Annotated in this window: 10 protein-coding genes and 1 pseudogene; 8 read left to right on the plus strand and 3 right to left on the minus strand. The window is 70.5% G+C overall.

The genetic code is table 11. The features are described from left to right. Nucleotides 1-58: 58 nt before the first annotated feature. From ASC60_RS26170 to ASC60_RS26195, 7 genes and pseudogenes are all read left to right on the plus strand, one after another. Nucleotides 59-1285, plus strand: a complete 1227-nt coding sequence (locus ASC60_RS26170) for a sulfatase-like hydrolase/transferase (protein WP_079038631.1) — start codon at nucleotides 59-61, stop codon at nucleotides 1283-1285. A 139-nt stretch (nucleotides 1286-1424) separates the two neighbouring features. Next, nucleotides 1425-1613, plus strand: a pseudogene (locus tag ASC60_RS44170) (oligopeptide/dipeptide ABC transporter ATP-binding protein); the annotation flags it as partial. Between the two features lie 192 nt (nucleotides 1614-1805). Further along, the gene (locus ASC60_RS26175; protein WP_055555074.1) at nucleotides 1806-4274 is read left to right on the plus strand and encodes a glycoside hydrolase family 3 protein; all 2469 of its coding nucleotides are present in this window, start codon (nucleotides 1806-1808) and stop codon (nucleotides 4272-4274) included. Next, complete coding sequence (locus ASC60_RS26180) at nucleotides 4271-5722, plus strand: sulfatase-like hydrolase/transferase (protein WP_055555076.1); 1452 nt, start codon at nucleotides 4271-4273, stop codon at nucleotides 5720-5722. The genes ASC60_RS26175 and ASC60_RS26180 overlap by 4 nt, the downstream gene beginning before the upstream one ends. 34 nt (nucleotides 5723-5756) lie before the next feature. Then, on the plus strand, nucleotides 5757-7286 hold the full coding sequence (locus ASC60_RS26185) for a sulfatase (protein ID WP_055555078.1): 1530 nt from the start codon (nucleotides 5757-5759) through the stop codon (nucleotides 7284-7286). Between the two features lie 7 nt (nucleotides 7287-7293). After that, complete coding sequence (locus ASC60_RS26190) at nucleotides 7294-8223, plus strand: formylglycine-generating enzyme family protein (protein WP_055555079.1); 930 nt, start codon at nucleotides 7294-7296, stop codon at nucleotides 8221-8223. A 93-nt stretch (nucleotides 8224-8316) separates the two neighbouring features. Beyond that, the gene (locus tag ASC60_RS26195; RefSeq protein ID WP_055555081.1) at nucleotides 8317-9399 is read left to right on the plus strand and encodes an integrase core domain-containing protein; all 1083 of its coding nucleotides are present in this window, start codon (nucleotides 8317-8319) and stop codon (nucleotides 9397-9399) included. Between the two features lie 201 nt (nucleotides 9400-9600). Here the strand turns inward: ASC60_RS26195 and ASC60_RS26200 are convergent, their stop codons facing one another. From ASC60_RS26200 to ASC60_RS26210, 3 genes are all read right to left on the minus strand, one after another. Next, the gene (locus ASC60_RS26200; RefSeq protein WP_370592970.1) at nucleotides 9601-10971 is read right to left on the minus strand and encodes an FAD-binding oxidoreductase; all 1371 of its coding nucleotides are present in this window, start codon (nucleotides 10969-10971) and stop codon (nucleotides 9601-9603) included. 105 nt (nucleotides 10972-11076) lie between these two features. After that, nucleotides 11077-11931 (minus strand): alpha/beta hydrolase, encoded by an 855-nt coding sequence (locus ASC60_RS26205; protein ID WP_055555083.1) that lies wholly within the window; start codon nucleotides 11929-11931, stop codon nucleotides 11077-11079. Continuing rightward, a complete protein-coding gene (locus ASC60_RS26210; RefSeq protein WP_055555085.1) occupies nucleotides 11928-13154 on the minus strand; it encodes an amidohydrolase family protein in 1227 nt (408 codons plus the stop codon). Before ASC60_RS26210 ends, ASC60_RS26205 begins: the two co-directional genes overlap by 4 nt. A 51-nt stretch (nucleotides 13155-13205) precedes the next feature. Between ASC60_RS26210 and ASC60_RS26215 the strand changes: the two genes are divergently transcribed. Further along, on the plus strand, nucleotides 13206-13823 hold the full coding sequence (locus tag ASC60_RS26215) for a TetR/AcrR family transcriptional regulator (RefSeq protein ID WP_055555087.1): 618 nt from the start codon (nucleotides 13206-13208) through the stop codon (nucleotides 13821-13823). The last annotated feature ends 64 nt before the right edge of the window (nucleotides 13824-13887 follow it).

Consider the following 13887-nt stretch of genomic DNA (forward strand, 5'->3'; position numbering starts at 1 on the left):
ATTCACCCCCCGATGCCGGCAGCAACGAGCTGCCCCTGTCCCGCGAGGTCCGACCGGCATGACACCATCCGAGATGCTGCGCATCCTGAAGGACGCCGGCTACCACGTGGCCATGGCAGGCACCCGCGGCGACCACTTCGCTCAGGGCGTGACCGAGCTGAGCGCCCACGAGTACGGCTTCGCCGAGGGCGCGGAGCACACCCGGGAGCAGCGCCCCGAGGAGTACCCCGACGAGGTGTCGGCCCGCCTGTTCTACCGGGGCCGGGTTCCGGACGACGGGCTGATCGACCACGACGAGGCGGCCGTACGGACAGCCGAGCGCTGGCTGGCCGCGCCGCCGAAGCGGCCGTGGGTGCTCTACGTGCCGCTGTTCTCCCCGCACACCCCCTTCCAGGTGCAGGAGCCGTGGTTCTCCCTGCACGACCGCGAGGCCGTCCCCGACGCCGTGCCGCCGCAGCCGGCCGAGCCCGGCTTCAAGGAACTGATCCGCGAGCGGTACGGCCTCGACCGCGTCACCCCGGAGATGTGGCGCGAGGTCACCGCCGTCTACCACGGCATGGTCTCCCGGCTCGACGACCATGTCGGCCGAATGCAGGCCGCGCTGCGCGCCTCGGGCTGTTTCGACGACACCGTCAGCCTCTTCTTCTCCGACCACGGCGAATACATGGGCGACTTCGGACTCATCGAGAAGTGGCCCTCCTCGATGGACTCCTGCATCACCCGCGATCCGCTGATCATCAGCGGCGGCGGTCTGCCCGCCGGACAGCGGTACCAGGGCATGACCGAGCTGGTCGACGTGCTGCCGACAGTGCTCGAACTGGCTGGGGTCCAGGCCTCGCACAAGCACTTCGGCCGAAGCCTGCTGCCGGTGCTGCGCGACCCGGGGCGCGACCCGCGCGAGCACCGCGAGTACGCCGTCACCGAGGGCGGCGGCCTGGCGGATGAGGGGCCGGTCCTGAAACAGGTGCCCTACCCCTACGAGATCAAGAGCGAGCTGCTGCGCACGCACCCGAGGCTTGTCGGCAAGGCCGTGGCCGTGCGCGACATGGAGTGGACCTACGTGTGGCGGCTGTACGAGCCGCCGGAGCTCTACCACCGCGGCCACGACCCGTACGAGACGGTCAACCTCGCAGGCCGCCCGGAGCACGCCGAAACCGAGCGGCACTTCGAACGCGAGCTGCTGCGCCGGCAGGTCGCCACCTCCGACATCGTCTCGGAGGACCGCGACCCGCGGTTCCCCGAGGTCGCGCTGCCAGGACCGGCCACGGGGGTGTACGAGAGGTGAGCACGCGGGCGAGGTCGGAAGACGGGCAGGAGCCGGACTACCGGTTCCCGCCGGCCAACGAGCACATGTTCCTGGCCCGGCTCCGGTCATCGCCCACGACGTGGCCGCCGTCCGGCGCATCAGCGACCGGGTGGCCGTGATGTACCTCGGCCGGATCATCGAGACGGGTCCGGCGGACCAGCTTTGCGCCGGCCCCCTCCACCCCTGCACCGTGTCCCTGCTGTCCTCTTCCCCCGCCCCGGCTATCGGCGCCGCCCGTGAGCGCATCGTGCTGCGCGGCGACCTGCCCAGCCCCAAGAACCCGCCGTCCGGCTGCCGGTTCCGCACCCGCTGCCCCATCGGCCCGCTGACTCTCCCCGAACACACCATCCGCGCGCAGACCGAGACCCGGCATCGCCGACCTCGCCTCGCACGGCCCGGCCTGCCACTTCCTCGGGGAACCGACGGCGGCTGGGGGCGTCCCGTAGCCGGGCGCCCGCACCTCGCTTCCCCCACTCGTTCCCGAACGACAAGGACCACGATGACGCGCCCGAACGCGGACTCCCGGCTCACCGACGACAACCCGGTGGCGAAACTGGTCGCCTCGCTCTCCCTGGAAGGCAAGGTTCGTCTGCTCACCGGAGGGACGTTCTGGCGCACCCATGCCGAACCCGCCATCGGCCTGGACTCGATGCTGCTGTCCGACGGTCCCTCCGGTGTGCGCGGTGAGCGCTGGGACGAACGGGCCCCGTCCCTCAGCCTGCCCTCCGCCACCTGCCTGGCCGCCACCTGGGACACCGGCCTCGCGCACCGGTACGGGGAAGTGCTGGCCCGCGAGGCACGGGCCAAGGGGGTGCACGCCGTCCTCGGGCCCACGATCAATCTGCACCGCAGCCCGCTCGGCGGCCGGCACTTCGAGTGCTTCTCCGAGGACCCGTTCCTGTCGGGTGCGCTCGCCACGGGATTCATCCGCGGCCTGCAGGACCACGGCGTGGCGGCCGTGCCCAAGCACTACGTGGCCAACGACTCCGAGACCGACCGGCTCACCGTGGACATCCGGGCGGACGAGCGCACCCTGCGCGAGGTCTACCTCGCGCCCTTCGAGACGGCGGTCACCGAGGGCGGGACGTGGGCGATGATGTCCGCGTACAACGCGGTGGGCGGCGTGACCATGAGCGAGAACGACCTGCTGCGGCACCCCCTGTGCACCGAGTGGGGCTTCGACGGGGTGGTCGTCTCGGACTGGACGGCGGTCCGTTCCACCGAGGCCAGTGCCGCCGCCCGGCAGGACCTCGCGATGCCGGGTCCGGACGGGCCCTGGGGCGACCGGCTGGTCGCCGCCGTCCGCGAGGGCCGGGTATCCGAGGCGGCCGTCGACGAGAAGGTGGGGCGGCTGCTGCGGCTGGCCTCCCGGGTGGGGGCGCTGGAGGGGCACCCGGCCCCGGAGGAGCCCCCGCGGATCCCGGAGAGCTTCCCCCGCGAGGCCGCCGTCGCCGGCATGGTGCTGGTGCGCAACGTCCCCGGTGGTCTGCCCTGGGCCGCGCAGGAGCTGCGGTCCGTGGCGGTCAGCGGCCCGGCCGCCCGCACCCCGCGTGTCCAGGGCGGCGGCAGCGCGACCGTCGTCCCGGCGGGGACATCCTCGCCGCTCGAGGCGCTGCGGGCGGCGCTCCCGGGCGTGGCCGTCGGTTACGACATCGGCACCGCCGTCCCGGACGCGCCGGTGCCGCTGCCCCCGCACACCCTCACCAACCCGTTCACCGGCGGCGCCGGGCTGCGGGCGCGGTTCCTGGACGCGCACGGAGCAGAGGTCTTCAGCGAGGACCGGTTCGCCACCGACCTGGTGTGGTTCGGCACCACCCCGCCCGGCGCCCGCACCCTGGAGCTGACCACCCGGTACCGTCCCGACCAGGACGGTCCGGCGGAACTGGCCGTGGCCGGCGCCGGGCACACTGTCCTGCACCTCGACGGCGAGCCGGTCATGGAGGCCGACTTCCGCGCCGACAGGGCACAGGCCCTGGTCGCGGAGGTATTCGTGCCGCCCACCGCCTCCACTTCCGTACGGCTGGAGGCCGGACGGGAGGTCGAGCTGAGGGTCGTGCACGACCTGGCCTCCCGGGCCGGGGCAAGCCGCACCGGTTCCGTCGTGCTGTCCCTGGGCCTGCTGCCGGTCGTGCCCGACCCGGACGCGGAGATCGCGCGGGCGGCCGAGCAGGCCCGGCACGCGCAGGTCGCGGTGGTCGTCGTCGGCACCACCAGCCGGGCGGAGAGCGAGGGCCGCGACCGCGTCACACTCGCCCTGCCCGGCCGCCAGGACGACCTGGTCCGCGCCGTGGCCGCCGCCAACCCGCGCACCGTCGTGGTCGTCAACGCCGGCAGCCCGGTGCTGATGCCATGGCGTAACGAGGTCGCGGCGGTGCTGCTGACATGGTTCCCGGGCCAGGACTTCGGGGCCGCGCTGGCCGATGTGCTGCTGGGCGTGCGAGAGCCGGGAGGACGGCTGCCGACCACCTGGCCCGCCGCCGAGGAGGACGTCCCGGTGCTGTCCACCCGCCCGGTGGACGGCCGCCTCGTCTACGAGGAGGGCCTGCACATCGGCTATCGGGCGTGGCTGCGCGCGGGCCGCACCCCGGCGTACGCGTTCGGCCACGGCCTCGGGTACACCACCTGGCGGCTGGACGACCTCTCGGTGCCCTCCCGTATCCGTCCGGGAGCCGGTCTGACCGCAACGGTTCGGGTCACCAACTCCGGTCCTCGCCCCGGCAAACAGGTCGTGCAGGTGTACGTGTCCCGGCCGGACAGCGCCGTGGACCGCCCGGCGCGCTGGCTCGCCGGTTTCACGCCCGTCCACCTCGCCCCCGGTAAATCCGCTGATGTCGCCGTCGAACTCCCGGACCGGGCCTTCGCCCACTGGGAGGGCGAAAGCTGGTGCCACGAGCCCGGAGCCTTCCTGGTGCACGCCGGGACCGCCAGCGACGACACGCCCCTGACCCAGGAGGTCCACCTGTCATGACACCCCCCAACTTCGTGATCATCGTCCCGGACCAGTTGCGCGCCGACGCGCTGGGGTGCTTCGGCAACGACCTCGCCCGCACCCCGCACATCGACGCCCTCGCCGAACGCGGCACGGTCTTCGAGCAGACGTACGTCCAGCACCCCGTCTGCTCGCCCAGCCGGGCGTCGTTCCTGACCGGCTGGTACCCGCACGTACGCGGCCACCGAACCCTCACCCACCTGCTCCAGCCGGACGAGCCCAACCTGCTGCGCATCCTGAAGGACGCCGGCTACCACGTCACCTGGGCCGGCACCCGTGGCGACGCCTTGGCGCCGGGCGTGACCGAGCTGAGCGCGCACGAGTACGGCCTGTCCGAGAAGCAGACTCGGCCCGGCTTCAACAAGGACTTCCCCTCCGACACATGGGCCCGCGTCTTCTACCGCGGCCGGATCGAGCGGGACGGGCTGACCGACCACGACGAAGCGGCGGTGCGCACCGCCGAACGGTGGCTGGCCGAGCCGCCGTCCGGACCCTGGGTACTGTTCGTACCGCTGTTCGCCCCGCACTGCCCGTTCCAGGCCGAGGAACCCTGGTTCTCCCTGCACGACCGCGCGGCCGTACCCGCCCCCGTTCCTCCCTCCGGCGGCCCCGAGCCCGGCTTCAAGGAGGCGATCCGGCGAAAGTACGGGCTGGACCGGGTGAGCCCCGAGATGTGGCGGGAGGTCGCCGCCGTCTACCACGGCATGGTCTCCCGGCTGGACGACCACGTCGGGCGGATCCAGGCCGCGCTGCGCGCCTCGGGAGCGGACGATCGCACCGTCAGCCTGTTCTTCGCCGACCACGGCGAGTACCTCGGCGACTACGGACTGATCGAGAAGTGGCCCTCCGGGATGGACCCTTGCATCACCCGCGACCCGCTGATCGTCAGCGGCGGGGGCCTGCCCGCAGGCCAGCGCCACGACGGCATGGTGGAACTGGTCGACGTGCTGCCCACCGTCCTGGAGCTGGCCGGTGTCACGGCCCCGCACCGGCACTTCGGCCGCAGCCTCGTCCCCGTCCTGCACGACCCCGGCCGCGAACACCGCCGCTACGCCTTCACCGAGGGCGGATTCGCCGAGGAGGAGGAACCACAGCTCGAGCGGCCGGCCTACCCCTACGACCTCAAGGGCGACCTCCAGCACGAGCGGCCGCACCTCGTCGGCAAGGCCGTGGCCGTACGGGACCGGGACTGGACCTACGTATGGCGGCTGTACGAGCCCCCGGAGCTGTACCACCGCCGCGACGACCCGCACGAGACGGTCAACCTGGCCGGCCGCCCGGAGCACACGGCGACCGAGCGGCGCTTCGAACAGGCCCTGCTGCGCTGGCAGGTCGAGACCGCGGACATCATCCCGGCCGCCACCGACCCGCGTTTCCCTCCGGTGGCCCTGGCCGCCCCGGCCCCACCGCCGCCCACGCCGGCCTGACCACCCGCCGCCCCGACCCCGCCGGAGGACCCCTATGCGCATCATCTACATCGACGTCGACACCCTGCGCGCCGACCACACCCAGCCGTACGGCTACCACCGCCCCACCACTCCCAACCTCCAGCGCCTCGCCGACCGCGGCGTGGTCTTCGACCGCTACTACTGCTCCGACTCCCCCTGCCTGCCCTCGCGCACCGCGCTGACCAGCGGCCAGTTCGGCATCACCAACGGTGTGATCGGACACTTCGGGGAGGCCGCCCGCTTCCGGCTCGACTCCGGGCACCGGCCCGACCGGGACCGCCCGCTGCTCGGCCAGCGACTCCAGGACCACGGCTGGTACACCGCGATGGTGTCCATGTTCGCCGAGCGCCACCGGGCCTACTTCTTCCACGGCAACTTCCGCGAGGCCATCCGCGCCACGGGCGAGATCAACGACGAGCAGGCACACGAGATCAACGCGGTCGCCCTGGACTGGATCCGCCGCCACGCCGACAGGGACGACTGGTACCTGCACCTGACCTACTGGGAACCGCACACCGACTACCTCATCGGTCCGGAGTGGGTGCGCCGGGCCGCCGAGTCGGGCCCCGCCCCCGCCTGGCCGGACCAGGCGGCCATCGACGCCCACGCTGAGGTCTACGGACCACGCAGCGCCCTTGACCTGCACTACTTCCGAGGACCGCGGGACTCCGCCGTGCCCCACGCCATGCCCGACGCCATCCGCACCCGTGAGGACTTCGAACTCCTCGCCGACGGCTACGACGGCGCGGTCATGTACTGGGACCACCACTTCGGCGAACTCCTGCGGACACTGGAGGAACTGGGTATCGCCGACGACACCGCGATCATCGTCAGCGCCGACCACGGCGAGTCCCTCGGCGAGCAGGGCTCCTACGCCGAACACGGCCTGGCCAACGAGCCCACCCACCGTCTCCCGCTGGTGGTGTACTGGCCCGGAGTGACCGACGATCTTCCCGACGACGCCCGGCACTGCGACGCCCTGCTCTACAACATCGACTACGCCCCCACTCTGTGCGACCTGCTCGGCATCCCGATACCCCCGGGCTGGCAGGGCCAGTCCTTCGCCCCGGCGCTGCGCGGCGAGCGGATCGGGTCCCGGGAGTACCTCGTCCTCGGGCACGGCGCCCACACCTACCAACGGGCCGTACGCACTCGCGACCACCTCTACATCCGCACCTACCACCCCGGGTGCTTCCGCGCCGAGTGGGAGTCGCTGTTCGACGTGACCACCGATCCGCACCTCACTCGCGACCTGCTCGCGGACGAACCCGCGCTCGCCGACCGGATGCGCTCGCACCTGGCCGAGTGGTGGACGCGGTACGCGGGCGGCCCCGGCGCCCTGCCCGACCCGATGCAGACCACCCTGCAGACCGGCCCCACGTACTACAACGATCCCGGGCAGTACGCTCAGCATCTGCGGGACACCGGCCGTGCGGCCCTGGCCGAGGACCTTCAGGCACGTCTCGCGCCGACGGGCGGCGCGACCCGGGTCTCGTGGCACGCCCCGCACATCCCCGACGTACGCCTCGCGGAAAGGAAGTAACGCCCGCATGTCCCCGCGCTGCTGCCCACCCGGCCGACCCGCCGGACCTCCGCCTTCTCCCGCGAACCTCCCGTCGGCCCCCGCTCGGGGCAGCGGCTCCCGCGATAACGCGGTCTGCCTGCCCGGCGGGACCTTTCTCATGGGCAGCGAGGACGCCGACGCCAACCCCGGTGACGGGGAGGGCCCGGTTCGCGCAGTGACCGTGGGACCGTTCGCGATCGACAGGCATTGCGTGACGAACGATCGGTTCGCGGCATTCGTGGAGGCGACCGGGTACCAGACCGACGCCGAGCGGTTCGGCTGGTCGTACGTCTTCGCCAAGTTCCTGCCGGGCGAGCTGCGCCGGGTTTCGCCCCGGCCTGACATCACACCGTGGTGGTGCGGGGTGCGGGGGGCGTACTGGGCGGCGCCCGAGGGGTCGGGCAGCGGTCTGTCCGGGCGTGGGGACCATCCGGTGGTGCACGTGTCCTGGGCGGACGCGGTCGCCTTCTGCACGTGGGAGGGGGCGCGGCTGCCGACCGAGGCGGAGTGGGAGTATGCCGCGCGGGGCGGCCTGGAGCAGGCCCGCTACCCCTGGGGCGACGAGCTGACCCCGGGCGGCGAGCACCGCTGCAACATCTGGCAGGGCCGCTTCCCCTCCCACAACACCGCCGAGGACGGCTACGTCGGCACCGCCCCGGTCACTGCCTACGAGCCCAACGGCTACGGACTCCACAACGTCGCCGGGAACGTGTGGGAGTGGTGTGCGGACCGGTGGGCCACCGACCACCCGGAATCCGGCGCGAAAGGCACCAACCGCGTCATGCGCGGAGGCTCGTACCTGTGCCACGACTCCTACTGCAACCGTTACCGCGTGGCCGCCCGCACCGGCAACACCCCGGACAGCTCCGGCGGCAACACCGGCTTCCGCGTCGCCTGGGATCACCGCGACGAATGACGTAGAGGGTCCGCGCGGTTGAGCCTGTGCCGCTCGAAAAGTCATCGCCGCAGTTCAGCGGGGTGCGGTCAGTTCGCTGGGATCATGCCTTGCATGATCGTGTCCTTGTTGTACAAGGTGACCCGGAAGCTGCTGACCGTTCCATCGGTACTCCTCCGCCGTGGGACAGCGAAGGACGCGGAACTGTTGGTGCTACGGCACGAGAACGCAGTCCTGCGCCGCCAATTGACCGGACCGGTCCGCTATGAGCCCGCCGACCGGTTCTGGTTCGCCGCCCTGTCCGGGCTGATACCCCGGCGTCACTGGCATGAGGTCTTCCCAGTCACTCCCGGCACCCTGCTGGCCTGGCATCGTCGGTTCATCGCCGCGAAGTGGGACTACACCGCGCGCCGACGCACCGGACGCCCGCCCACCCCCGCAGCGGTCAAGAAGCTCGTCCTGCGGCTGGCGAGGGAGCATCCGAGGTGGGGGCACCGGCGGATCCAAGGAGAGTTGGCCCGACTCGGGCATCGGATCGCCGCCTCGACGGTCTGGGAGATCCTCAACGCGGCCGGCATCGACCCCGCGCCACGTCGCTCAGGCCCGACCTGGCACGAGTCCCTGACCGCGCAAGCCGAGGGCATCATCGCGGCAGACTTCTTCCACATCGACACCGCCCTCGGCAGGCGGCTGTACGCGCCGGCGTTCCTCGGGCACGGCACCCGGCGACTGCACATCACCGGGGTCACCGCCCACCCGACCCGGGACTGGGCGGCGCAGCAGGCACGGAATCTCACCGCCGACCTGGGCATACGCATCGAGTCCCTGCACTTCTTGCTGCGCGACCGCGATGGCAAGTACGGCGAGGCCTTCGACGCCGTCCTTCGGGCCGAGGAGATGGAGATCCTCAAAAGTGCGCCACGGGCCCCCCGTATGAACGCGCACCGCGAACGCATCATCGGCAGCATCCGACGCGAAGCCCTCGACCACGTCCTCATCATGAACGAGGCCCACGCCCACCACATCCTCGCGGCCTACGAGCGGCACTACAACGAGCACCGCCCTCACCAAGCGCGCAACCAGTTACCACCCGACGCCCCCGAACACCCCGCCGCGGCGCATGACCTCAACACTCACAAAATCCTGCGTACCCGGATCCTCGGCGGTCTCATCAACGAGTACAGATATGCAGCATGACGTGCAGCGATGACTTTTCGAGCGGCACAGGTTGGCGCCGGATGTGTTGGGGGATCTGATCCAGCGGGTGGTACCCGAGGCGCTTCGCGACCAGAGGGCGGTGGTCGGCGTCGACATGGTGATCGGAAGGTGCTGGCTTTGCAATCACACACTGGCCGCATGCGACGGCCCTGAAGCAGGAGCCCGTACTTCGCCAAGGGATCATGCGGGGCCGAAGACTTTGCCGGGGTTGAGTATCCCGGCCGGGTCAAGAGCATGCTTAACCGCGCGATGCATCTGCAGGACGGCTGGGCCGAGTTCCCGGGTGAGACCTGGCCGCTTGAGCAGTCCCACACCGTGCTCACCCGTCACCGTGCCACCCAATTCAAGGGCGTCCAGGATGATGTCGTCGAACGCCGCACGGGCCCGGACCTGAGCCGCCGCGTCACCATGTTCCGTCACAAGCAGCGGGTGCAAGTTGCCGTCGCCGACGTGCGCGATGTTGGCGATGGTGATCCGGTGCCTCTTAGCGGTCCGGTCGATGCGGGCCAGCATCTCCGCCACCGCCCCGATGGGCACACAGACGTCCTCCGTGAGGACCGGCCCCAGCCGCTCGAGCGCGGGGAAGGCCAGCCGGCGGGCCGCGAAGAGCATCTCGGCCTCTTCCTCTGTCTCCGACCGGTCCGCCCAAGTCGAGCCGGCGGCGCGGAAGCAGTCGACCATCTTGCGGGCGTCTTCCTCGGCGGCGCGGCCGTCATCGTCGAAACGGGCCAGGAGCACAACGTCCGCCTCGGCGGAGAGTCCCATGTTCTTCCAGGCGTCGACCGCGCGCAGACAGTGCCGGTCGACGAGTTCCAGCGCGGCCGGCCGCAGCCCTGCGGCAGCCGTCGCCCGCACCGCGTCACCGGCCTGCCCGACGTTGTCGAAGTAGCCGACGGCGGTCGCGCCGACCGGAGGCAGGCGTCGTAGCCGGACCGTGATCTCGGTGATGACACCAAGAGTGCCCTCGGCACCCACCATGAGGCTCACAAGGTCGTAGCCGGCGACCCCCTTTGACGTACGGCGCCCGAGCCGGACCACCTCGCCTGTGCCGGTCACGACCTCCAAAGCGAGGACATAGTCGCGGGTGACACCGTACTTGACGCAGCAGACTCCGCCGGCGTTCGTCGCGACGTTTCCTCCGATGGTCGACCAGGGCGAACTGGCAGGGTCGGGCGGGTACCACAGGCCGAGCGGCGCTACGTGGGCGCGGAGGTCATCGTTGACCACACCGGGCTGTACGACGGCGAGGCGCTCCAGCTCGTCGACCTCCAGCACCCGATCCATGCCGTCCAGCGCGAGGATCACGCTTCCTTCGACGGCATTGGCGCCGCCCGACAATCCAGTGCCGGCGCCGCGGGCAACCAACGGAACTCCTTGCTCCAGGCACGCACGCACCACAGTCTGGACCTCATCGGTGCTCTTGGCGCGCACGACCGCCACCGCTCGGCCCACAGGCGCCCACACCGCCTGGTCGTGCGAGAGGCCGGCGACGATGTCCGGATCAGTCACCACCCGGCCGGCGGGCAGCCGTCGCCTGAGTGCTTCAGCGATACCCACGGCAGGGGGCGTCGTGCTGACGATGTCACGTTCGGCCACCCGCACACCTCCAGAGAAGTCGACTTTCATGGGACGAAAGGAGAGCTGCGGCGTCCGGGCTTACTGGGCGCGGCAGGTCCTGAGGTAGCTGAGGAACGATGCCTGCAGCCCGGTCACGTGTGTGTCGTGCATGAGTGCGCTGGTGACGGATCCGCCGCGTGAGGTGAGGCGGTGAAGGAACGTGGCCGTGTTCTTCGTGAGATTCTGGTAGACCGCCAGGTCTCCGAGGATCTCCCGGTCGTTGAAGGTCACGTGCAGTTTGGTGTCGGGCAGGGTGTCCCCCATGGCTTCAAGTCGAGTGAAGACCTGGCTGTCTTCATTGATAATGCCGGGGCTGCCCGCGCCGATGCTCTCGAAGAAGGTGCTCTTGGTGAGCCAGGCGTAGAGGCTGAAGAGTCCGCCGTAGGAGTAGCCGAAGAGGCCGTGGCCGCTCGGGGCCGTGCCGTAGTCGCGTTCGATCCGCGGGTGCAGGTCGTCGGTGAGGAAGTCCAGGAACATGTCCCCGCGGCTGCCGCTCAATTCAGCGAGGTAGGCGTCGGCTTGCTCGCGCGTCATCGTGCCCGCTTCGACCCCCATCTCCACCGCGTCGGTGAACTCCTTCGCGATGGGCTCGCCGGGGGGCACGAGGTCGCGGTTGCGCAGCCGCTCCCAGTGCTCGGCTTCCTCGCCCGCGTAGCCCACGCTGACTTGGATGTAGGGCTGAATCGCCTGCATGGGGTCCAGCTGCGTGACGATGAGCGGGGCGGTCATGCCCACGGCCCAGTTGCCGTCGAGCACGTACACGACAGGCGCTGGCGCGGCGGCAGGGTCGTAGCGCGGTGGCGTGGTGACCCAGACGCCGTAGTCGTGCCCGCCGCTGGAGCGCATCTCGAAGTAGTCGGTGTGGGCAAGGCAGCCCTGCCACATGGTGCTCATCTGAGGTCCTTTACGATACGGCCGGCCTGGATCACGAGGACGGCGTTGGTGGGGTCGGAGAACAGTTCCGGGTCTTGGAGCGGGTTGCCGTTCCACAGGACGAGGTCTGCCTGCGCGCCGGGAGTGATGACACCCACCTGGCCGGACAGGCCGAGGATCTCGGCGTTGGTCCGGGTCGCCGCCACGAGCGCTTCCATCGGCGTCTCGAGGGCCGCGCGCAGGCTGAGTTCTCTGCCGCGACGCTCCTGGGCCGGACCGATGAGATCGGAACCCAGCCCGATCCGTACTCCTGCGTGCTTGGCGGCAGCGAGCGCCTTCGTCATCTGCTCGCGTACGCCCATGACCCGGTCGCGGGTCGACTCGGCGAGACCGGCTCCGGCGGTGTCGTGCAGCAGTTGCTCGACGACGGCGAACGTGGGCACGAGGGCAACCTCGCGAGCGGCCATCAGGGCCGCTGTGGATTCGTCGAGGCTGGTGCCGTGCTCGACACAGCGCACCCCGGCCTCGACCGCATTGCGTATGCCCTCGTTGTTGTGGGCGTGAACGGTCACATAGGTGTTCCGCGCCGCGGCTTCCTGAACCGCGACAGCGATCTCTTCGACGGTGAACTGGGTGTCGGACAGTCGGTCATGCGCGCCCACCACGCCGCCGGTGACGCAGAGCTTCAGGAAGGAGGCTCCGCGACGGAAGGCTTCGCGGACGTTGTGCCGCAGCTCGTCCGCGTTACCCGCCATCATCGACAGGGCGCACAGGCCCGGGATGTGGTGGCTGCTCCACAGTTCGGTGGGTTCCCATTCGGCTCCGTAGTAGCCGTGCCCGCCGATCTGGCACTGAACAGGTCCGCACGACAGGACGCGCGGCCCTCTGACCTTGCCCTTCGCGATCGCGGTGACGACACCGCCGTCGATCCCGCCGGTGTCGCGAACCGTGGTGAAGCCGGCGTCGAGCGCCGCGCCGGCCGTGGCGAAGATGTCCGCCGCGATCTCGGCGGCGCTGATCCGAAACGAGAAGTGCGGCTGGATCGGGCTCGACACGCCCAGGTGGACGTGAGCGTCGATCAGGCCGGGCGTCATCGTCAATCCCTCGGCATCGAGACGCTCGCCGTACGCGCCGGAACCGCCGAGTCGGGTGATACGGCCGTGCTCGATCGTGAGATCGAGGCTGCTGGGATCGCGCCCCGATCCGTCGATGACCACCGCGCCGACCACATGAACAGGTCCCATCGTCGACCCTCCGCCGTTGCATCCGTCTTTTCCAATGGATAAACTGTGGGAGTGATCCTGTCAACCTCGCAACGCAGCGGCAGCGCGCGCGAGCGACTCCTGGTACGGCTTCTCGACGCCTTCGGTGAGACCCTTCCCCCGCCGGAGATGTCGCTCCGTGAGATCGCCGCCCGGATCGAGACCAGCCACGCCCTGCTGCGGTACCACTTCGGGTCACTGTCGGGCGTCCTGGCCGCCATGCTCACGGCGCAGCGATCCCGTGACAACGAGGCACTTCTGGAGGCCGCCCAGCAGGGCACCTTCGACGATTTCGTGATGGCGATCTGGCGTACTTACACCCGGCCGGAGCAGCTGTCGCGTATCCGCGGCTTCTTCTACGTCGCCGGACTGGCCGCGTACCGCCCCGAGGACTTCCGTGAGTTCGTGGAGTCGATCGACGACCTGACCGTGATGCTGTCCTCACTCGCGGAGCGCGAAGGGCTCAACGCGAAGGAAGCGCGGGATGTGGCCACCGTCACCGTTGCCGCGATGCGCGGCCTCCTCCTACAGGAACTCCTCACTGCCGGAACCCGCTCGGAGGACGCGGTCACCTTGATCTTGCGCATGCGCGAGGGCCGACCCGGCTCCACGATCACGTCCGGAACGTTGAGCGGCCTTCGGCCCCCATAGCTGAGCATCGGCGCACATGCGCGACAACGGTGCGGTACGGCGACGGAAAGTGACAACAACAGTC

Origin of the sequence: Streptomyces sp. NBRC 110028, assembly GCF_001417735.1 — a bacterium.
In the GTDB taxonomy this organism is placed as follows: domain Bacteria; phylum Actinomycetota; class Actinomycetes; order Streptomycetales; family Streptomycetaceae; genus Streptomyces.